We start from the raw sequence: 21147 nt of genomic DNA, 5'->3' as shown, positions 1-21147 counted from the left end.
ATTCGAACCCTCGATGGGAGATAAAGCCCATACTCCCTTAGCAGGGGAGCGCCTTCGGCCACTCGGCCACCTCTCCGTTTTCTTGGCGCACATATTACTGTTTGATGAAAATAAGTCAAACCATTTCTGACAAACAATTACTGTTTGTGTCGTTTTTAAGCAGATTGTTCTCTAAAGCGCCAAATAGGTAGTTATACCAATCGAAATAAAGCTGTGATCGCTCAGCGAGAGTTTAGCGAATTTGAGACAAGGCAACGAATGAAGGGCATAGTGACTCTACGTTCAAGTTCGTTTACACAGTATAAGAAGTGCTAAAACTCACCCTTTGGGCGCTTTTCTGGCTGCCTACTTCTTCGTTGAATAACTTCCCAATAGAACCACTATGACTTAAGTTATTCGTCTCGAACTAGTTTGCCAAAAATAGCTCTGCGTAGCTCACTTTCTTATGCCGATTGGTATAAGGCTGCAATTTAAAAACCCTAAAAACAAAAAAGCCAGCGAAATCGCTGACTCTCTATAAGTCTCACTCCGGTCCAAGAGTATGACTTAAAAGTTGCCACCTTCTGGAGCATTACCGGCCTTTTCAGACTGGATACGTTGATAAATTTCTTCACGGTGAACAGATACTTCTTTAGGTGCATTAACACCGATGCGTACCTGATTACCTTTTACGCCTAACACAGTGACTGTTACTTCGTCACCAATCATCAGTGTTTCACCAACACGACGAGTCAATATCAGCATTCTTTTGCTCCTTAGTTCCTAGTCTGCTCTCTACGGCACTATTCCGTTAATATGCTTATTATAAGGTCAGCATAGTACAAATTAACAGTAGTCTATTCAAAAAGCGTGATTTAATTGCACCTTTAAGCATCAAAAGTGTGAAATCTCAGCCTAACATCTAACCAAAACGAGTTATTTTCACTCTTTTGTTAGTTTATATTATCACTTTACGAGATTAATCCAGCATTAATTACACTTCTTTAGACTTTTATTGGTCATTGATCATTATTTCGACGTCGGCTTAACAACGACAAAAATGAATTCCTGACCAAAGTCTGGGTAAAAACCAACATGCCAATCAAAGTGTCGCTCATTAAATGAGACCGTATGAGGCAAGTATTCTGTTCATCGGTACAAAAAAAGCGCCTAAGGCGCTTTTTCTATTTCAACTTAGCCAAGCTTTTCAGTCAGCCAAGGGAGGACACTTGCCAAGGCAGCATCAAGATTCTCAGGCTGGCTGCCGCCAGCTTGGGCCATGTCAGGACGTCCACCACCTTTACCGCCAACTTGCGCGGCAACATTAGCAACTAATTCGCCTGCTTTAACCTTGCCAGTCAGATCTTTGGTCACCCCGACAATCAAGTTAACTTTCGCCTCACCTGCAATACCCAATACAACAATACCTGATTGCAGTTTCTGCTTAAGCTCATCTTGCAAACCACGTAGTGCGCCTGGTTCAACACCTTCAAGTTTTTTCACTAGCACTTTAACACCAGCGACGTCTTGCGCTTCGCCAGCCAAATCAGCACTGGTCGCTGCAGCTAATTTATCTTTAAGTTGCGCAAGCTCTTTTTCCAATTGCTTGGTTTTATCAAGCTGGGCTTTAAGTTTAGATACAACCGATGCACTGTCAGACTTAAGCAATGAAGCTGCTTTGGCTAAATCAGCTTGTTGGTCGGCTATATAAGCCATTGCAGCTGCACCCGTGACCGCTTCAATACGGCGAACCCCAGCTGCAATCCCACCTTCAGAGGTGATTTTAAACACGCCAATATCGCCAGTACGGCCTACGTGAGTACCACCACACAGCTCAATAGAGAAGTCACCCATAGTAACCACGCGCACTTGTGAGTCATACTTCTCACCAAACAGTGCCATTGCGCCCTTTTCTTTAGCGGCTTCAATATCCATCACTTCAGCTTTCAGCTCATGGTTACGTCGAATTTGCGTATTAACTAAATCCTCAACCGCCTTAAGCTCTTCTGGTTTTACCGCTTCAAAATGAGAAAAATCGAAACGTAAGCGCTCAGGTTCAACTAATGAACCTTTTTGAGTAACATGACTGCCTAATACTTGACGAAGCGCTGCATGTAAAAGGTGAGTAACCGAGTGGTTTAGCTCAGTGCGATGACGTAGCTTTTTATCGACTTGCGCCTGAAGGCGCTGACCAACAGTCACCTGCCCTTGTGTTAATTCACCAATATGACCAACCGCTGCACCATACTTTTGGGTATCGGTAACGTTGAACGCCACAGACTCAGCAGTTAAGCTACCCTTATCGCCACATTGGCCACCAGATTCACCATAAAAAGGTGTTGCTTCAAGTACGATAACGGCTTTGTCACCAGCATTAATACTGTCAACCGCGTTGCCATCAACATAGATCGCACTAACAACACTTTCGCCGGTTAAACCTGTATAACCACAAAACTCGGTATCACCATCGATTTTCAAGCTGTCGTTATAGTCGGTTTCAAATTGCCCTGCAGCTTGCGCTCGGCTGCGTTGCTCTGCCATCGCCGCTTCAAAACCCGCTTCATCAACGGTAATGTCTCGTTCACGGCAAACATCCGCAGTTAAATCGACTGGGAAACCATAGGTATCATAAAGTTTAAAGGCGGTCTCACCATCTAACACATCACCTTTCAGCTCTGTCAGTGCTGCATCTAATATCCCTAGACCACGCTCCAAGGTACGAGCAAATTGCTCTTCTTCGGCTTTTAATGACTTCTCTACAATGGCTTGTGTCGCCACTAAGCCTTTTGCTGCATCACCCATCACTTCAATCAAGGTTGGCACCAACTTATAGAAGAAAGACTCGGTCGCACCAAGTTTATTACCATGACGTACAGCTCGGCGAATAATACGGCGTAACACATAGCCGCGGCCTTCATTCGACGGCATAACGCCATCGGCAATCAAAAACGCACAAGAGCGAATATGATCTGCAATCACACGCAGTGATTTGTTCTCTAAGTCGCTAACCGACAAGATTTCTGCGGTTTTCTTAATCAAGGCTTGGAAAATATCAATCTCGTAGTTTGAATGCACGCCTTGCATGATTGCCGCAATACGCTCAATACCCATTCCGGTATCGACAGAGGGTTTTGGAAGTGGCTCCATGGTGCCATCAGCATGACGGTTATACTGCATGAAAACGATGTTCCAAATTTCAATAAATCGGTCACCGTCTTCTTCTGGCGTGCCAGGGCGACCACCCCAGATATGATCGCCATGGTCATAGAAGATTTCTGTACATGGTCCACAAGGGCCAGTGTCACCCATTTGCCAGAAGTTATCTGACGCATAAGGCGCGCCTTTATTGTCGCCAATGCGGATTAAATTTTCTGCTGGAACACCAATTTCTTTGGTCCAAATATCGTAAGCTTCGTCATCAGTTTCATAGATAGTCACACATAAACGTTCTTTAGGCAGTTTCAACTCTTCAGTTAGAAAACGCCATGCAAACTGAATGGCATCTTGCTTGAAGTAATCGCCAAAACTGAAGTTACCCAACATTTCAAAGAAGGTGTGATGTCTAGCCGTGTAACCCACATTGTCTAAGTCATTGTGTTTACCGCCGGCACGCACACAACGCTGTGAAGTTGTCGCGCGACTGTAGTCGCGCTTATCTTCACCAAGAAAAAGTTCTTTAAACTGGTTCATACCAGCATTAGTAAATAGCAACGTTGGATCGTTTCCAGGTACCAATGAACTGCTGTCGACGACCTGATGACCGTTATTACGGAAAAACTCCAAGAACGCACTTCTTAGCGCTGCGGTGGTTTGATACATGAAATCACCCTGATTTAGATTATGCTCACAATAAACTGCTTACAAATGCCGAGCCTTAGCCAAGCACTTTAGATTCGATAGGCTTAATGAGTAATGACCCTATTAAAGGTGCCAACTTGAACACTTGATGTGGCCGGACGCTACTCTTTTTATAAAAGTCCCATTTTTAGACTTTTAGCCTGCACTATTTTAACCGAGCATTATAAGCACAGTCTTGATGAACGACCAGAGTTTTAGTGTTGTTATACCAAAATAAAACCAAACCGTTTTAGGTCTACTGATTCAGCCGATACAGATAAAACAACACATGGACAACAACGCAGGATGTCGGTGAGAAAAATAAACGATAGAAAGGGAGTTTTAGGCTAATCAGCCTCAACGGCTAAAGCATAATTGGCTTGCTCGTAATCGAAGCCCTGGCCCAGAAGATAACGTATGCGTTTTGCGCGAGTTGGGTGGTCTAGCGGCACAGCCTCACCATATTTCTTTTGCGCTTTTAGCTTGGCAACTTCAAACCAGTCGCATTCGGAATCTAACAGAACTTGTTCGATGAGTGATCTGCTAAGCCCCTTTTGCTGCATAGACTGACGAATTTTATTCGTGCCATGGCCTTTGGCGATATGGGATTTAAGCAACAATGCAGCAAATCTAGCGTCATCAAGATAACCACTTTGTTCACATTGCGCTAATGTGGCATCCACTTCTTGTTCGCTGTATTGTTTTTGCTGTAATTTGAGTTGGATTTGATGACGGGAATAATCACGGCGGGCAAGTAGGCCCACCGCAACGTGCATGGCTGAATGTTTGGGCTTTTGTGGCTTTTTATCTTCCATTGTCAGCTAACATCCAACACCATGCATAACATTAATCAACACAGGCTAGATTAAAAAACCTCGCCAGTTTCCATATCAATGTTTTCATCACCCGATGCAGAGTCTGCAATTACTTCACCACTATTAAGCAACATCGCGCGTAAAGCCGCTTCGATTTCTGCTGAAACTTCTGGGTTTTCAATCAGGTATTTACCAGCATTAGCACGGCCCTGACCAATCTTATTGCCTTTATAGCTATACCAAGCACCGGCTTTCTCAACCAGTTTATGGGCAACACCTAAGTCAACAAGCTCACCTGTGCGGTTAATCCCTTCTCCGTAAAGGATCTGGAATTCAGCTTGTTTGAATGGTGCAGCAATTTTATTCTTAACGACTTTAACTCGAGTTTCGTTACCAATAACTTCATCACGATCTTTAATAGCACCTGTACGACGAATATCTAAACGAACTGACGCGTAGAATTTTAATGCATTACCGCCCGTGGTGGTTTCTGGGTTACCAAACATGACACCAATTTTCATACGAATTTGGTTAATGAAAATAAGTAGCGTATTTGACTGCTTAAGATTACCTGCAAGCTTACGCATTGCTTGGCTCATCATACGTGCAGCAAGACCCATGTGAGAATCACCAATCTCGCCTTCAATTTCAGCTTTTGGTGTTAGCGCGGCTACTGAGTCAACAATGATGACATCGACGGCGCCAGAACGAGTTAGTGCATCACAAATTTCCAGTGCCTGCTCACCAGTATCTGGTTGAGAGCAAAGCAGATTATCAATATCAACACCTAGTTTCTGTGCATAAATAGGGTCTAGCGCATGTTCAGCATCGATAAATGCACACACCTTACCTTCACGCTGAGCTGCCGCAATAACTTCTAATGTTAGTGTCGTTTTACCCGATGACTCTGGACCGTAAATTTCAACAATACGTCCCATTGGTAAACCGCCAGCGCCCAAAGCAACGTCAAGAGAAAGTGACCCAGTAGAAATGGTTTCAACATCCATCGAGCGGTTTTCGCCTAGCTTCATGATAGAGCCTTTACCGAACTGCTTCTCAATCTGGCCTAGTACCGCTGTCAGTGCTTTCTCTTTATTCGCATCAATACTCATAGGTTTTCCTCTTAATCACAGCCCTTGCTGTGCAAACTGTGTGGTGCTGACCAGACGCCTTTGTCGCGAGCAGCCTCAATATGCAAACTAGTATACTGTACAATCATACAGTATCAAGTACTGTTGATGATATTTTTTACTGTGCCGTATATTTATCGCGTCAAAAACGCGTTGGCAGCTTATCAATGGCCGATTAAATCTTGGCCGAACACACCCAAGGGTTAGTTTATTACTTCCCCTTGGCGCAATTTTTTCGAATTAGCCACCATCATCGCAAAATACTTTGTTAATATTGCGGCATCTTCTTGTCGTAATGTGGCAATGTGCAATACCCAGTAGGAATGCTTAAGAGTGAATACCGCAGCAACTCAGAATTTAGAAAAACATACCCCAATGATGCGTCAATACCTGACGTTGAAAGCAGAAACACCCGATATGTTGCTGTTTTACCGTATGGGCGACTTTTATGAACTGTTTTATGATGATGCGAAACTTGCGTCTGAGCTTTTAGGTATCTCCTTGACCGCTAGAGGAAAAAGCGGTGGCGACCCTATACCGATGGCGGGTATACCTTATCATGCGGTAGAGGGCTACTTAGCAAAATTGGTACAACTACGTGTCTCTGTGGCCATTTGTGAACAAATTGGCGATCCGGCCACCTCAAAAGGCCCAGTCGAACGTAAAGTCGTTCGTATAGTGACACCGGGAACGCTTACCGATGAAGCCCTACTACAAGAACGCCAAGATAATCTACTTGCAGCGGTTTATCACGGCAAAGTAGGCTTTGGCTATGCCACACTAGATATTTCATCGGGACGGTTTATTGTCACTGAGTTAGCAGATAGTGAAGCCTTGGAAGCCGAGCTACAAAGAACCAATCCCGCAGAACTGCTATACAGTGAAGACTTTAGCCATATGCAGTTAATTAACCGCTTTACGGGTAAACGTCGTCGACCTGAATGGGAGTTTGATTTCGATACTTGCCAGCAACTGCTGTTAGACCAATTTGGCACAAAAGATCTCTATGGCTATGGCCTAGGTGAAGTTAGGTTATCAATTCAAGCTGCCGGTTGCTTAGTGCAATATGTCAAAGATACCCAACGCACCGCACTCCCCCATATTAATGCGATTAGCCGCTTTAATCAGTGCGACAGTATTATTCTTGATGCCGCAACTCGCAAGAACTTGGAGCTCACCACTAACTTACAAGGTGGCACCACCAATACCTTATCAGCCGTGATAGACAATACAACGACCCCAATGGGTAGCCGTATGTTGCAGCGCTGGATCCATGAACCGCTGCGAGATCATAATGTATTGCGAGCACGCCACGATGCTGTCGATGAATTATTGTCAACCGCACTGTTTCACGATTTGGCTGAGCAATTAAAGTCGCTTGGCGACGTTGAGCGTATTACCGCGCGACTTGCGCTACGAAGTGCCCGGCCGCGAGATTTCGCCCGCCTACGCCAAGCCTTAGGCGCCTTACCCGAACTGCAAGCGACTCTGGGCCAATGCAAAAGTCCTCATCTACAAGCACTATCGCAATTAATGGGCGAGTTCCCGCAAGAACATGAACTGCTGTGTCGCGCCATAGTGGATAATCCTCCTATGCTTATCCGTGACGGTGGCGTATTAAAACCGGGTTATAACGCACAGCTAGACCAATGGCGTGACTTAAGCCAAGGTGCGACCGATTATTTAGAGGAGTTAGAAGCCAGAGAAAAAGCCGCTACCGGTGCGACCACCCTGAAAGTGGGCTACAACCGAGTGCACGGCTACTACATTGAAGTGAGCCGTCGTGAATCAGATCTGGTGCCACTTAGCTATCAACGCAGGCAAACACTCAAAAATACTGAGCGCTATATCGTTGCCGAATTAAAAGAGCATGAAGAAAAAGTCTTATCTAGCCAAGGCAAAGCGCTGGCATTAGAAAAGCAACTTTGGGAAGCCTTGTTCGATCAAATTCTGCCAAGACTTGCTGAGTTGCAACAGTTCGCCCGAGCTGCCGCTGAATTAGATGTGATTGCTAACTTTGCAGAACGTGCTGAAACTTTGGATTATCATCGCCCAGAGCTTGTTGCTAATGTCGGTATAGAGATTGAAGCGGGTCGACACCCAGTGGTTGAACACGTCAGCCAAACGCCTTTTATTGCCAACCCAGTCTCATTGTCTCCCGCCAAGAGCATGTTGGTGGTAACTGGCCCGAATATGGGCGGTAAGTCGACATACATGCGTCAAGTGGCATTGATTACTTTAATGACCCATATAGGCTGCTTTGTTCCAGCACAAAAAGCCGTTATCGGCCCTGTTGATCGTATCTTCACCCGTATTGGTGCGGCGGACGATCTTGCTTCAGGGCGCTCCACCTTTATGGTTGAGATGACAGAAACGGCAAACATTCTCCACAATGCCACACCTGAAAGCCTGGTATTGATGGATGAAATTGGTCGCGGCACGTCAACTTATGATGGCTTATCATTGGCTTGGTCAGCAGCAGAGCATCTAGCGACTAAATTAAAATCGCTAACCTTGTTTGCCACCCACTATTTCGAGTTAACGCAACTACCAGAGCAGATAAATAGCATTGCAAATGTCCATTTAGATGCAATGGAGCATGGTGACTCCATTGTGTTCATGCATGCGGTTCAATCAGGCGCAGCCAGTAAAAGCTATGGTCTGCAAGTCGCTGCATTAGCAGGTGTACCGAGTAAAGTCGTCAAGGCCGCTAAGCAAAAATTGGCTCATCTAGAAAGCCGTGACCACCAAGCACTCGATGCACATATTCAACCAGTGCTTGACTTTCAAGCTCCAGAAACCTCGGCGGCACTGGATAAACTCGACAGCATTAACCCTGACGACTTGTCACCCCGCGATGCGCTTGATCTAGTTTATCAACTCAAAAAGTTAAGATAATCAATAAAAAAGCGCACCCTCTGGTGCGCTTATTGGTGTTGTCTATTAATTCACTGCCAAATACTCGAATACGGGCTACAAACCTTCACTAATAGACATCATTTTAGATCAAATTATTACGGCTACATTTTAAATATCGCTTCAACAGAAAGACCTTGAGCTCCTAACAGATCTTTCAAACGTTTCAATGCTTCAACTTGAATCTGTCTTACACGCTCACGTGTTAACCCTATCTCTTTACCCACATTTTCTAATGTTGAAGGCTCATAGCCTAGTAAACCAAATCGGCGCGCTAGCACTTCTCTTTGTTTACTATTAAGTTCATCTAACCAACGAACCACAGATTTAGACATATCATCGTCTTGCACTTTATAGTCTGGTCCAACACTATCGTCATCGGCAAGTACATCAAGCAGCGCTTTATCACTATCACCACCAAGTGGTGTATCCACCGACGTGATTCGCTCATTAAGCTTTAACATGCGACTGACATCACCACTAGGTAAGTCGAGTTTCTCTGCGATCTCTTCTGCCGTTGGCTCATGATCAAGTTTATGTGCAAGCTCCCTTGCTGTTCGCAAGTACACATTTAGCTCTTTAACCACGTGAATAGGTAAACGAATAGTGCGCGTTTGGTTCATGATCGCCCGCTCAATCGTTTGGCGAATCCACCAGGTTGCGTAGGTTGAAAAACGGAAGCCTCGTTCGGGATCAAACTTTTCTACCGCTCGAATTAATCCAAGGTTACCTTCTTCAATCAAATCCAATAAAGCTAAACCACGATTATTGTAGCGACGGGCTATTTTGACAACGAGTCTGAGGTTACTTTCAATCATACGATTGCGAGATTTTTCACAGCCTTTTAGGGACTTACGCGAAAAATAAACTTCTTCTTCTGCGCTAAGAAGAGGGGAAAAACCGATTTCACTTAGATACAGCTGGGTGGCATCTAAGTTTTTTTGCATATCATCTTGTACTTGTGCGTCTAACTCTGTTTCTTGTGCTGCCTCCTTGGTTTTAGATTCAATTTCCGACTCGTTCTTCGACAAGTCGACTAAGGGCTCCGCTATTGCGGCTGAAGTTTTACGACCCATAATATGATCTCCCAAATTTTTAACACGCTAAATTACTGCACTTTCTTATCCTCCAATTGCCAACTTGGCACCTAAACTAATTAGCGTTTAGGTAAATATTTAAGTGGGTCGACAGATTTGCCATGATATCGAATCTCGAAATGTAACATGACTCGATTAGCCCCTGTTTGCCCCATTTTAGCCACGGTTTGTCCCACCGTAACGTTTTGCTTCTCTTTAACTAAAATCTGATCAGCATGGGCGTAGGCACTTAAGTAGTCATCACTGTGCTTGATAATAACTAAGTTACCATAACCTCTTAATGCATTACCGGCATATACCACTCTACCGTCTGCTGCTGCTTTAATTACATCACCGCGAGAGCCAGCGATTTTAATTCCTTTATTGCCTTGCTCTGTCGCAGAGAAACGCCCGATCAACTTGCCATTTACAGGCCAATGCCATTTATACACCTTGTTGGGTAATGTCGACTTTGGCTTGTGGACAACCTGGTTAATATTTTGTTGACCAGTTGTTACAGAGTACGCAGAGTTTTTGTTTGAATCAAGCGATTTTTTAGTTTTTTCTGCTGCAGTGGTTTGTGATGGCGAATTTGATGCAACTTGTTGTTTTTGATTACTATTACTTGGCTTGCTTGCAACTTTAGTATGACTTTTACTCGCCGTTTTAGTCTTTGGTGTATTTGTAACTGAAGATGTCGTATGCAGGCTCAATACCTGTCCAGGATAGATGGTATAAGGCTTTTTGAGATTATTTTTGCGAGCGATATCGATAAAGTCTTTATTAGCCGCCCAAGCAATCGAATACAGAGTATCACCGCGGCGCACTTTATATTGGCTAGAGGTTAAACCACCTCGAGCGTAGGACTTTTTAACTGGTGTTGTCACAGATTCTACAGGTGCTGGCCGATCTGATTGAAAGCTACAACCCGATAGGAAAGCCACAACAAAAATTGTCAACATGATGCTGTAATGCAACAGGCTAAAGCGCAACACGTTTACTCCCGTACCAATCCAATAATTAAATCACTATCAAACTTAAGCTAATTCGCCATTAACTAAGGGGACAAAATTTACCATTTCAATGATCTCAGATAAAAACTGCCCTTGCTGTCGCGTTACTTTTAATAATTGTTGTGTTTGTTCACCTACTGGGATAATCAATACCCCGCCTTCAGCCAGTTGCGCTAATAACGCTTGCGGTATCTGACTAGCAGCAGCCGTCACCATAATCGCATCAAAAGGACCTTTATTAGCCCAACCTTTCCAACCATCACCATACTTAAACGACACATTATGCAAGTCCAGACGCTTTAAGCGTTGGCGCGCTTGGATCTGTAACGCCTTAATTCGCTCAACCGTGCAAAGCTGGTCAACCAGCTGGGCCAAAATGGCGGCTTGGTAACCAGACCCTGTACCAATCTCAAGCACCTTGCTGGGTTGCTTCTCTAACAACAGCTCCGTCATTCTCGCCACAATATAGGGCTGCGATATCGTTTGCCCTTGGCCAATGGGCAATGCGGTATTTTCATAGGCCTTATGCCCCAATGCCGGATCTAAAAATAGTTCTCTGGGCGTACGAGACACAGCGGTCAATACCGATTGGTTCACAATACCGGCCTCAGCAAGTCGTTTGGCCAAATTAAGTGCCGATGCTGTTGCTACCCCATTCATAGTTTATCTATCCATTGCTGCATTTTTTTGATCTGTTCAAACGCGGTTAAATCGACAGTTAATGGTGTAATCGATACATAACCATTAGCCACCGCGTAAAAGTCGGTTCCTTCGCTAGCGTCCTGCTCTTCTCCAGGTGGCCCAAGCCAAAAAATCTCTTTACCAGCCGGATCTGTAGTACGCACCATCCCTTCAGCTCTATGTCTGGCGCCAAGCCTTGTCACCTGCACACCTTTGATTTCACTCAAAGGCAAATCAGGCACATTAACATTCAGAATTTGGTCCTGGGCAATCGGATGCGTTATCAGCCGCTTGACGAGTTTATTGGCGTAATATGCCGCAGTCGCATAATGCTGCAAATTTTTACCCACCAGTGAGATTGCCATTGCGGGTAAACCTAGAAAACGCCCTTCCATTGCGGCCGCAACTGTACCTGAATACAAGGTATCATCGCCCATATTCGCTCCCGCATTAATCCCTGAAACTACCATGTTGGGTTCAGTATCATAAAGTTCGCGAATAGCTAAATGAACACAATCTGTGGGAGTGCCATTTACAGCAATGGACCCACTTTCTAACCTATTAATTCTTAAAGGGTTGGTCAAGGTTAACGAATTACTCGCGCCAGAGCAATTGCGATCAGGCCCAACGGTCATTACCTCAAAATCGGCCGACAAAGATTCAGTGAGCGCGATAATACCTGGGGCCGTAACACCATCATCATTGCTTACTAATATCTTAATCATGATGCTGTACCATCTTGCAGCTTCTGTTGACGTTCGCGACTAGTCACATCTTGATAATCAACAAGCTCGCGTAATACTGATGTGGCAAAACAACCAGCAGGTAAGGCAAACTTTAATACCACAGTATCGTCAGTCACTTGATAGGCGAGTTGCTCGGGTTTTAAGATCATCATTCGGCGCTCTTGATTTAAACCCGCTTTCTCAAGCCCAAGACAATCTTCCTCATACTGCTGTGCAACATTTAGTTCAAATTCAGCTGCTTGATCTTGCGCTAAAGCACTGCCACGCCCCCATAACGGACAAGATAATAAAATATCTTCGGTTTCCAAACGGTTAGTAAGCTCTTGGTCCCATTGCTGTGCGACAAAATAACTGCGACTGCCCGCCAGCATTACGCAGTCTCCCGCCAATCTCGTCAACCCATGGCGACCTATCCGCTGGGAAACATGCTGATTAAACAAATTGGAACGAACCGCGGACAAATAGAAACTACGTTTATTCCTATCCTTTACTTTTTTGCCCGCCAACATTTGACGGCCCATCACCAGGTTTTTACCGTTATTGCCAAAACGCTGCTCACCAAAGTAGTTAGGCACCCCTTGTTGCTTAACCAGCTCAAAGCGTTTGATAACCGCATCAATATCACTGACCTGACGTAAAGTGATGCTAAAGCGGTTTCCCGAAAGCGCACCGGTACGGAGCTTTTTCAAATGGCGACCGCTTTCCAATACGGTAATTTGGTCACTGTTAAGCCCTTGCCAATCCGGCGTTTCCTTACCTGGAATTCTTACCCCAAACCATTGCTCAGTAATTGCGTGTTTATCCTTTTGACCTGCAAGGGTCACCTCTTTAGGATGAACACCGGCAAAGCTTGAGATTTTTTTGGCGACATCAGCACTATTTAATCCATCTTTGCGAATATGAAGCAGATGGTGCTCACCTTCTCCACAAGGCAAAAATGGTAAAATTTCCTGCACGATAAAATCAGCGTTACAGGTACGAATGTCAGCGGTAGCCGTGGGCTGGCCGTGTAAATAAGCGAGATCAGACATCAAACTATCCTTTTGCAACCATCAGCACCACGGCTTCGACTGCAATGCCCTCTTTTCGTCCAGTAAAACCTAACTTTTCTGTCGTGGTGGCTTTAACATTGATTTGGCCGACATCCGCTTGTAGGTCTTGCGCAAGTACCGTGCGGATTGCCTCAATATGAGGTAGCATTTTTGGCGCTTGGGCGATGATAGTGACATCAAGGTTTCCAATCACAAATCCTTGCTGCTGAGCGAGCTGATAACAGTGACGTAATAAAACACGACTGTCAGCCCCTTTAAAATCTGGATCCGTATCAGGAAAATGCTTGCCAATATCACCCAATGCCATTGCCCCAAGGACAGCATCACTAATAGCGTGTAATACAACGTCACCATCGGAGTGGGCGACTAAGCCAGTATCATAGGGCACTTCAACGCCACCCAGTATTAGTGGCAACTCGCCACCAAACTTATGTACATCAAAACCATGGCCGATTCTAATATTCATCTTTATCTATTCTCTATTATGAGGATTGCTGTTCAATGGCGTTAAGAAACAAGCCAGCTAAGCCGAGATCATCAGGATGCGTCACCTTAATATTATCAGTTCGTCCGGTCACAATACCGGGACTCACTCCGGCAAGCTCCATCGCTGATGCTTCATCGGTTATCAACGCGCCACTTGCTAAGCCGCTGCGTAGATTTTGCGCAAGCTGGCCGGCCGGAAATAACTGCGGTGTCAAAGCATGCCATAACAATTGTCGATCAACCGTCTGGCAAATAGTGCCATCATCGGTTGTCCGTTTCATGGTGTCTCGCACTGGCGCGCCTAATATCGCGCCCTGGGGAAATTCTTGCCTAGCGTCAATAAGCTTATCAATATCGCCATGAGTTAAACAGGGCCTTGCGGCGTCATGGACTAATGCCCACACATCGCTTTGACAAAGCGACAATGCAGCAAGCACAGAGTCTGCGCGCTCTTTACCGCCTTGGGTGATCTGTAACTTAGGGTGGCTTGCTTGGCTTAATTGTGGGAAAAATTTATCATCAGGGTGCAGCGCGACAATCACCTGAGTAACTTTGGGATGTGACAGCAGGCAATCTAACGTATGTGCCAAAATACTTTGGCCGTTTAATTGCAAATATTGCTTGGGAATTTCCGCCCCCATTCGGCTGCCAATACCTGCGGCAGGGACAATCGCCACCACGTTGGTGTCAATTAACTTCATCTATTGTGCTCTTAGTTAACGAGATGCCCTAGGTTATTTGGCATCAGATAAATTACGCTGCTGGCCACCCACGACCCTGAAAAATGTCTCGCCTTGTTTGACCATCCCAAGCTCGTTGCGAGCTCGCTCTTCCAAAGCCTCAGTGCCGCTACGCAGATCATTAATCTCTTCTTTCAAAATCTGATTGCGCTCAACTAACTTGGCATTGCTTTGTTGTTGCAAGGTTATCTGCTCTTGCAGATGAAAAGTTTCTGGCAAGCTATTGCTACCGAACCATAGCCGATATTGTAATAGACTAAGTAACAACAGCAGTAACACTAGCACGCGTTTCATGGATAGATAGACGATTCCGAAGGTGAAAAGTTCATTGCTCTGATATTACAACAAAAAAGGCCACCAAGTGGCGGCCTTTTTAATTTTATCTGCAAAACTGCAATTTTTTAAGCTTGACCTTTCACTTCTTTAAGGCCGCGGTAAGGTGCTTTTTCACCTAACTGCTCTTCAATACGAAGAAGCTGGTTGTACTTAGCAACACGGTCACTACGGCTCAATGAACCCGTTTTGATTTGACCCGCTGCAGTACCTACTGCTAAATCAGCAATGGTTGCATCTTCGGTTTCGCCGCTACGATGAGAGATAACCGCTGTAAAGCCAGCATCTTTAGCCATCTTAATTGCAGCTAAAGTTTCAGTAAGCGAACCGATCTGGTTGAACTTAATCAAGATAGAGTTAGCAATACCGTTGTCGATGCCGCGCTTTAAAATCTTAGTGTTAGTGACAAACAGATCGTCACCGACTAATTGAATCTTGTCACCTAGCAGTTTAGTTTGGTGAGCAAAACCGTCCCAATCAGACTCATCAAGACCATCTTCGATTGAAACAATAGGATATTGCTCAGTCAGATCTTTTAAGAAGAAGTTAAACTCTTCAGAGGTAAACTTCTTACCTTCACCTTTCAAGTCGTAAATATTGGCTTCTTTGTCGTAGAACTCAGATGCTGCACAGTCCATCGCTAAAGTAATATCTTTACCTAGCTCATAACCTGCATTGGCAACAGCTTCTTTGATCGCAACAAGCGCAGCTTCATTTGATTCAAGGTTAGGCGCGAAACCACCCTCATCACCCACTGCAGTTGAATGACCACCCGCTTTAAGTACTTTTGCTAGGCTGTGGAATACTTCAGCGCCCATGCGTAGACCTTCACGGAAATTAGCCGCGCCAACAGGCTGGATCATGAACTCTTGAATGTCGACAGAGTTATCAGCATGCTCACCGCCATTGATGATGTTCATCATTGGTAGTGGCATAGAGTAAACACCTGGCGTGCCGTTTAGGTCAGCAATATGTGCATAAAGTGGTACTTGCTTATAAGCTGCTGCCGCTTTAGCTGCTGCTAGTGATACCGCTAGAATCGCGTTAGCACCGAACTTTGCTTTATTCTCTGTACCGTCTAAATCAATCATGATTTGATCAAGTTCAGCTTGAGCAGTAGCGTCTTTACCTTTTAGCGCTTCAGCAATAGGGCCATTAACCGCTTCTACCGCTTTTAATACACCTTTACCTAAGTAACGCGCTTTATCACCATCGCGTAACTCTAACGCTTCGCGCGAACCAGTAGATGCTCCCGATGGCGCAGCCGCCATACCGATAAGACCACCTTCTAAGTGAACTTCAGCTTCAACGGTTGGATTACCACGAGAATCCATGATTTCGCGACCGATAACGTTAATAATTTTAGCCATAATTTCCTCGACTTTAAGTTTAAAAAATAAATTGAAAAATAAAATAAAACTAAAATAGGTGCAGCTGAATTTACCTGACAAGAACAAAAAAACCGCCTCCGTATCACGGAAGCGGTTTGGTCAGTATCGTTACCCTAGGTCACGTTTTTGATAGGCTACAGCCGCGGCAACAAAGCCTTCAAATAGCGGCTGACCATCACGTGGGGTCGATGTAAATTCAGGGTGGAATTGACCAGCAACAAACCATGGGTGATTTGGCAGCTCGATCATTTCAACTAGCTGGCGATCTGATGATAGACCACTAAATACTAAGCCAGCTTTTTCTAATCTTTCTCTATAGCCATTGTTCACTTCATAACGGTGACGGTGACGCTCAACACAGGTTGCACCCTTATAAGCTTCAGCAGCTTTAGTGCCTTCTTTTAGGTGACATAACTGCGCACCTAGACGCATTGTTCCACCTAAGTCAGACGCTTCATGGCGCTGCTCTACATTGCCTTCGCCATCAATCCACTCAGTGATCAAACCAACAACTGGGTGTGGCGTTTCTTTATTAAATTCTGTTGAATGCGCGCCTTCAAGGCCTGCCACATGACGAGCAAACTCAATCAAGGCAACTTGCATACCTAAGCAGATACCGAAGTAAGGTAAGTTGTTCTCACGAGCATACTTAGCCGCATAAATCTTACCCTCAACACCACGCTCACCAAAGCCACCAGGAACTAATATACCGTCAAGTCCTTCAAGCACTTCATCGCCTTTGGCTTCCACGGTTTGAGAATCAATATATTTAATATTGACTGATACGCGGTTAAATAGGCCTGCGTGCTTTAACGCTTCGTTTACTGACTTATAAGCATCAGGTAGTTCAATGTACTTACCTACCATACCAATGGTAATTTCACCTGTTGGATTGGCTTCTTGGTAAATAACTTGCTCCCACTCGTGCAGATCAGCATCTTTACAAGTTAGGCCGAAACGCTGAGTTACTAGTTCATCTAGACCTTGTGCTTTAAGCAGAGCAGGAATCTTATAAATACTATCAACATCTTTTAGTGAAATAACGGCACGTTCTTCTACGTTACAAAATAGCGAGATTTTCGCCTTTTCATTCGCAGGAATAGCACGGTCACCACGACAAACCAGTACATCTGGCGCAATACCAATTGAACGCAGTTCTTTAACTGAGTGTTGAGTAGGTTTGGTTTTCACTTCACCTGCAGCGCCCAAGAATGGCACTAAGGTCAAATGCATAAATAAGGTGCGGTCACGTCCCAGTTCAACACCTAATTGACGAATTGACTCTAGGAATGGCAATGATTCAATATCACCTACGGTGCCACCAATCTCAACGATAGCGACATCATGGCCTTCACCACCTTCAATCACTTTTTCTTTGATTGCATTGGTGATGTGAGGAATAACCTGAATCGTTGCACCTAGGTAATCACCACGACGCTCTTTACGAAGCACTTCTTCGTAAATACGACCAGTGGTGAAGTTATTACGACGATTCATTTTAGTACGGATGAAACGCTCGTAGTGACCTAAGTCTAAATCAGTTTCAGCGCCATCTTCAGTCACGAATACTTCACCGTGCTGAGTTGGGCTCATGGTACCTGGATCCAAGTTAATATACGGATCCAGCTTCATAATGGTTACGTTAAGGCCTCTAGCCTCTAAAATTGCCGCTAATGATGCTGCTGCAATGCCTTTACCTAGTGATGAAACCACGCCACCAGTAACGAAGATATACCTTGTAGTCATGCTGAACCTGAGAAAATGAGTTGAAATATGTGCTTGTATGAAAGCACTAGGACGGGGCAATATTATAACAAAGCCAGTTCACTTCGACAAATAGGTTAAGCGATAATTTTTAGCTTTTTACTGCTTCTTGTTGCTTGACTTGTTGCCAGTATCGATCTAGCTCTTCAAGACTATGCTGCTCCATAGGCTTATTACTTTGTGAAGCCAACTGCTCAACGCCCCGAAAGCGACGTTCGAACTTACTATTGGCTAAGCGCAGCGCCTGCTCTGGATCAACCTTCAAGTGACGGGCAAGATTGACCACAGCAAACAGCAGATCGCCCATTTCATCTACCACTTTATCTTGGTCACGATGTGTTGCATTAACTTCAACAAGCACTTCATCCACTTCTTCATGAATTTTCGCAACCACTGGGTCGAGTTCATCCCAGTCAAAGCCGACTCGCGCAACACGTTTTTGAATTTTTGCGGCTCGTTTTAACGCGGGTAATGCATTTGGCACATCATCTAATACTGAATGCAACTGACGCTGCCTGCGCTCCCCAGACTTTATCGTTTCCCAGCTTGCTTTAACTTGGTCACTGTCAGCTGCAGCAATACCGGCAAATACATGGGGATGACGGCGGATTAACTTATCGCTTATTTGCGCCACTACATCACTAAAATCAAATAGCCCCGCTTCTTTACCAAGCTGACAGTAGAACACTACCTGAAATAACAAGTCACCCAACTCACTGGGTAACTCAGCCATATCCATGCGCTCTATCGCATCGGCCACTTCATAAGCTTCTTCGATAGTAAATGGCACAATGCTGGAAAATGATTGCGCTTTATCCCAAGGACAACCCGTATCAGGATCTCGCAGCTTTTCCATGATAGACAATAACTGTTCAACGTTATGTGCCATAGTGGCTTCCCTTAATTCAAGCAGGTTTATTACAATCGACGCGCTTCACTGACACCTTCGACTTGCGCCAATTTAGTGATAACACGGGATAAGCCATCTAAGTTATATAACTCCAGCTCAATCTCAATAATCGCCGTTTGTGTTTTCACATCGGAAGATGAACTCATCGCCAACACGTTGGACTTCTCGGCCGCTAATACTGAGGTTAAGTCCCTTAATAAACCGCTACGGTCATTGGCAAGAATACGGATTTTAATCTTATAACCACCGGAATAATTCTCGCCCCAAACCACGTCAACAGCACGCTCAGGGTGGACACGCATCAGCTCTTTGACTTGCTCACAATCGGCTCGATGAACCGAGATCCCCCTTCCCTTAGTAATAAAGCCAAAAATTTCATCCCCCGGCACAGGCTGGCAACATTTAGCAATGTGGCTCATTAAATTACCCACACCGTTCACTTCTACCTGGCCTTTACCTTTCTTAACCGGTTTCGAGGTGCTTTTCTTAACAAGATCCTCAACCACATCTTCGTCGCTAATTTCGTTTGCACGCATCCGCGACTGCACATGGTTAACCACTTGATTGAGGCGAACATCACCACCACCAATGCCAGCCAATAGGTCATCCATTGTGACCATATTGAATCGTTCAACAGCCGATTGTGCATCTTTAAGCTTAAAACCGCCGCGAGCCAATTCGTTCTCTAACATTTCACGGCCAGCAACAATATTTTTGTCTCTATCTTGCTGTTTAAACCAATGCTGAATCTTTGAACGAGCCCGTGATGAGCGAATGTAGCCTAAGTTAGGGTTTAGCCAATCACGTTTCGGGTTAGGCTGTTTGGAGGTAATAATTTCAACCCGCTCTCCGGTTTCCACCTGATAAGTAAACGGTACGATGCGGCCATCTACCTTGGCGCCAATACACTTATGCCCTACATGAGAGTGAATGTAATAAGCAAAATCCAACACAGTGGAACCTAGCGGTAAATCAATCACCTCACCGCTTGGGGTAAATACATAAACTCGGTCTTCAAATACCTGACTGCGAACCTCTTCAACTAGGTTGCCACTTTCGGCCACATCTTCCTGCCATTGCAGAATCTTACGTAGCCAATTAATTTTCTCTTCGTAGCCGCTCTGCTTGCCGCTGCTCCCTTCTTTGTATTTCCAGTGCGCAGCCACGCCGAGCTCGGCATCTTCATGCATCTGTTCGGTACGAATTTGAATCTCAACCGTCTTGCCTTCTGGGCCAACAACAATGGTATGAATTGACTGATAACCATTGGGCTTAGGGTTAGCAACGTAATCGTCAAACTCTTTGGGAATATGATGCCATAGGGTATGGACAACCCCCAACGCGCCATAACAGTCTTGTAGACGGTCTGTCACAATCCGCACCGCACGAACATCAAACAGTTCATCAAACTTTAACTGTTTACCCTGCATTTTTTTCCAAATGCTATATATGTGCTTTGGGCGGCCATAGACTTTGGCACGAATATGATCGTTGTCTAATCGTGTTTGCAGCTGGTTAACGAAGTCATCAATGTAGGTTTCGCGGTCTAAACGCTTACCATCAAGTTGTTTGGCAATATCTTTATAGGTTTGCGGGTGTAAGTAACGAAACGAGATATCTTCCAGTTCCCACTTTAATTGACCGATCCCGAGACGGTTAGCCAAAGGTGCATAAATTTCTGCAATTTCACGAGCCAATAATACCCGTGTTTCTTCATCGGCATTTTTCACTTCGCGCAGCAGGCAAATACGCTCAGCAAGCTTAATCACAACCGCTCTGACATCCTCAACCATCGCCAACAACATCTTTCGGATATTATCAATTTGTGGCTCAGCGCTACGGGAGTTTTGATTGACCTTCAATGCCCCAATGGCATCCATGGTGACAACACTATTCACTAAGGTTGCCAGTTTCTTTCCGAATAAGGTTTCTAGCTGCTCTGCGTCGATAATTTCTGCATCAAAAATCACGAAGATCACCGCAGCTTGCAGCGTTTCGATATCCATATTCAGCGGTGCCAAAATTTCAATCATTTCTCGAGCGCGTTGACTCAAGATCGGACTCGACTGACCCGCTTTAGTTGCAATAGCTTCGATCTGTTTAATCAATTCCAGCAAGGTCTTGGCATCGTCCGTATCGTTGATGTAACGATCGACCCATTCACTTAACTGAAAATCGGCATCACTAAAATGTGCTTCTCTAACAGATACCATCTATTCAATGTCCTTTTAATTGCAAATTTGCACCTAAGGTGACGTTACTCGCCACCGCTAAAACT

At 44.8% G+C, this 21147-nt stretch carries 17 protein-coding genes; 1 reads left to right on the top strand and 16 read right to left on the bottom strand.

Features of this window, described 5'->3' with window-relative positions; all coding sequences use genetic code 11:
* Window positions 1–546: 546 nt before the first annotated feature.
* The 4 genes from csrA to recA all read right to left on the bottom strand — a co-directional run bounded on the left by csrA (window position 547) and on the right by recA (window position 5743).
* Window positions 547–744, bottom strand: a complete 198-nt coding sequence (gene csrA / locus ACHUFW_RS01880) for a carbon storage regulator CsrA (RefSeq protein WP_028774694.1) — start codon at window positions 742–744, stop codon at window positions 547–549.
* Between the two features lie 429 nt (window positions 745–1173).
* A complete protein-coding gene (alaS, locus tag ACHUFW_RS01875; RefSeq protein ID WP_394200288.1) occupies window positions 1174–3798 on the bottom strand; it encodes an alanine--tRNA ligase in 2625 nt (874 codons plus the stop codon).
* Window positions 3799–4163: 365 nt separating this feature from the next.
* Window positions 4164–4631 (bottom strand): regulatory protein RecX, encoded by a 468-nt coding sequence (locus ACHUFW_RS01870; RefSeq protein WP_394200287.1) that lies wholly within the window; start codon window positions 4629–4631, stop codon window positions 4164–4166.
* A gap of 50 nt (window positions 4632–4681) precedes the next feature.
* A complete protein-coding gene (recA, locus tag ACHUFW_RS01865; RefSeq protein ID WP_394200286.1) occupies window positions 4682–5743 on the bottom strand; it encodes a recombinase RecA in 1062 nt (353 codons plus the stop codon).
* A 393-nt stretch (window positions 5744–6136) separates the two neighbouring features.
* On the opposite strand from recA, the gene mutS reads away from it, so the two are divergent.
* Window positions 6137–8659: a DNA mismatch repair protein MutS gene (mutS, locus tag ACHUFW_RS01860; RefSeq protein ID WP_394200486.1), complete on the top strand. Its 2523-nt coding sequence runs from the start codon at window positions 6137–6139 to the stop codon at window positions 8657–8659.
* A 122-nt stretch (window positions 8660–8781) separates the two neighbouring features.
* On the opposite strand, the gene rpoS is transcribed toward mutS, so the two are convergent.
* The 12 genes from rpoS to relA all read right to left on the bottom strand — a co-directional run bounded on the left by rpoS (window position 8782) and on the right by relA (window position 21082).
* Window positions 8782–9753: an RNA polymerase sigma factor RpoS gene (gene rpoS / locus ACHUFW_RS01855; RefSeq protein WP_394200285.1), complete on the bottom strand. Its 972-nt coding sequence runs from the start codon at window positions 9751–9753 to the stop codon at window positions 8782–8784.
* Window positions 9754–9833: 80 nt separating this feature from the next.
* A complete protein-coding gene (locus ACHUFW_RS01850; RefSeq protein ID WP_394200485.1) occupies window positions 9834–10733 on the bottom strand; it encodes a peptidoglycan DD-metalloendopeptidase family protein in 900 nt (299 codons plus the stop codon).
* A 57-nt stretch (window positions 10734–10790) separates the two neighbouring features.
* Window positions 10791–11426 carry a protein-L-isoaspartate(D-aspartate) O-methyltransferase gene (locus ACHUFW_RS01845; RefSeq protein ID WP_394200284.1) on the bottom strand — a complete coding sequence of 212 codons (636 nt, stop codon included), beginning with the start codon at window positions 11424–11426 and terminating at the stop codon, window positions 10791–10793.
* Window positions 11423–12172, bottom strand: a complete 750-nt coding sequence (surE, locus tag ACHUFW_RS01840; protein WP_394200283.1) for a 5'/3'-nucleotidase SurE — start codon at window positions 12170–12172, stop codon at window positions 11423–11425. Before surE ends, ACHUFW_RS01845 begins: the two co-directional genes overlap by 4 nt.
* Complete coding sequence (truD, locus tag ACHUFW_RS01835) at window positions 12169–13224, bottom strand: tRNA pseudouridine(13) synthase TruD (RefSeq protein ID WP_394200282.1); 1056 nt, start codon at window positions 13222–13224, stop codon at window positions 12169–12171. Before truD ends, surE begins: the two co-directional genes overlap by 4 nt.
* Before the next feature lie 4 nt (window positions 13225–13228).
* A complete protein-coding gene (gene ispF, locus ACHUFW_RS01830) occupies window positions 13229–13711 on the bottom strand; it encodes a 2-C-methyl-D-erythritol 2,4-cyclodiphosphate synthase (protein WP_394200281.1) in 483 nt (160 codons plus the stop codon).
* Between the two features lie 16 nt (window positions 13712–13727).
* Complete coding sequence (ispD, locus tag ACHUFW_RS01825; protein ID WP_394200280.1) at window positions 13728–14432, bottom strand: 2-C-methyl-D-erythritol 4-phosphate cytidylyltransferase; 705 nt, start codon at window positions 14430–14432, stop codon at window positions 13728–13730.
* A gap of 33 nt (window positions 14433–14465) precedes the next feature.
* A complete protein-coding gene (gene ftsB / locus ACHUFW_RS01820) occupies window positions 14466–14765 on the bottom strand; it encodes a cell division protein FtsB (RefSeq protein ID WP_394200279.1) in 300 nt (99 codons plus the stop codon).
* Between the two features lie 107 nt (window positions 14766–14872).
* Complete coding sequence (eno, locus tag ACHUFW_RS01815) at window positions 14873–16174, bottom strand: phosphopyruvate hydratase (RefSeq protein ID WP_394200278.1); 1302 nt, start codon at window positions 16172–16174, stop codon at window positions 14873–14875.
* 129 nt (window positions 16175–16303) lie between these two features.
* On the bottom strand, window positions 16304–17941 hold the full coding sequence (locus tag ACHUFW_RS01810) for a CTP synthase (protein WP_394200277.1): 1638 nt from the start codon (window positions 17939–17941) through the stop codon (window positions 16304–16306).
* Between the two features lie 109 nt (window positions 17942–18050).
* Complete coding sequence (gene mazG, locus ACHUFW_RS01805) at window positions 18051–18848, bottom strand: nucleoside triphosphate pyrophosphohydrolase (RefSeq protein WP_394200276.1); 798 nt, start codon at window positions 18846–18848, stop codon at window positions 18051–18053.
* 29 nt (window positions 18849–18877) lie between these two features.
* The gene (relA, locus tag ACHUFW_RS01800) at window positions 18878–21082 is read right to left on the bottom strand and encodes a GTP diphosphokinase (protein ID WP_394200275.1); all 2205 of its coding nucleotides are present in this window, start codon (window positions 21080–21082) and stop codon (window positions 18878–18880) included.
* Between the last annotated feature and the right edge of the window lie 65 nt (window positions 21083–21147).

Source organism: Shewanella waksmanii, from assembly GCF_043643685.1.
In the GTDB taxonomy this organism is placed as follows: domain Bacteria; phylum Pseudomonadota; class Gammaproteobacteria; order Enterobacterales; family Shewanellaceae; genus Shewanella; species Shewanella waksmanii_A.
This window is presented reverse-complemented; position numbering and strand designations above follow the sequence as displayed.

Coding starts and splice junctions, on each gene's coding strand:
- mazG (WP_394200276.1), bottom strand. CDS start 18,848: ATGGCACATAACGTTGAACAGTTATTGTCTATCATGGAAAAGCTGCGA.
- ACHUFW_RS01845 (WP_394200284.1), bottom strand. CDS start 11,426: ATGAATGGGGTAGCAACAGCATCGGCACTTAATTTGGCCAAACGACTT.
- alaS (WP_394200288.1), bottom strand. CDS start 3,798: ATGTATCAAACCACCGCAGCGCTAAGAAGTGCGTTCTTGGAGTTTTTC.
- relA (WP_394200275.1), bottom strand. CDS start 21,082: ATGGTATCTGTTAGAGAAGCACATTTTAGTGATGCCGATTTTCAGTTA.
- csrA (WP_028774694.1), bottom strand. CDS start 744: ATGCTGATATTGACTCGTCGTGTTGGTGAAACACTGATGATTGGTGAC.
- eno (WP_394200278.1), bottom strand. CDS start 16,174: ATGGCTAAAATTATTAACGTTATCGGTCGCGAAATCATGGATTCTCGT.
- mutS (WP_394200486.1), top strand. CDS start 6,137: ATGATGCGTCAATACCTGACGTTGAAAGCAGAAACACCCGATATGTTG.
- ispD (WP_394200280.1), bottom strand. CDS start 14,432: ATGAAGTTAATTGACACCAACGTGGTGGCGATTGTCCCTGCCGCAGGT.
- surE (WP_394200283.1), bottom strand. CDS start 12,172: ATGATTAAGATATTAGTAAGCAATGATGATGGTGTTACGGCCCCAGGT.
- recA (WP_394200286.1), bottom strand. CDS start 5,743: ATGAGTATTGATGCGAATAAAGAGAAAGCACTGACAGCGGTACTAGGC.
- truD (WP_394200282.1), bottom strand. CDS start 13,224: ATGTCTGATCTCGCTTATTTACACGGCCAGCCCACGGCTACCGCTGAC.
- ACHUFW_RS01810 (WP_394200277.1), bottom strand. CDS start 17,941: ATGACTACAAGGTATATCTTCGTTACTGGTGGCGTGGTTTCATCACTA.
- ftsB (WP_394200279.1), bottom strand. CDS start 14,765: ATGAAACGCGTGCTAGTGTTACTGCTGTTGTTACTTAGTCTATTACAA.
- ispF (WP_394200281.1), bottom strand. CDS start 13,711: ATGAATATTAGAATCGGCCATGGTTTTGATGTACATAAGTTTGGTGGC.
- ACHUFW_RS01870 (WP_394200287.1), bottom strand. CDS start 4,631: ATGGAAGATAAAAAGCCACAAAAGCCCAAACATTCAGCCATGCACGTT.
- rpoS (WP_394200285.1), bottom strand. CDS start 9,753: ATGGGTCGTAAAACTTCAGCCGCAATAGCGGAGCCCTTAGTCGACTTG.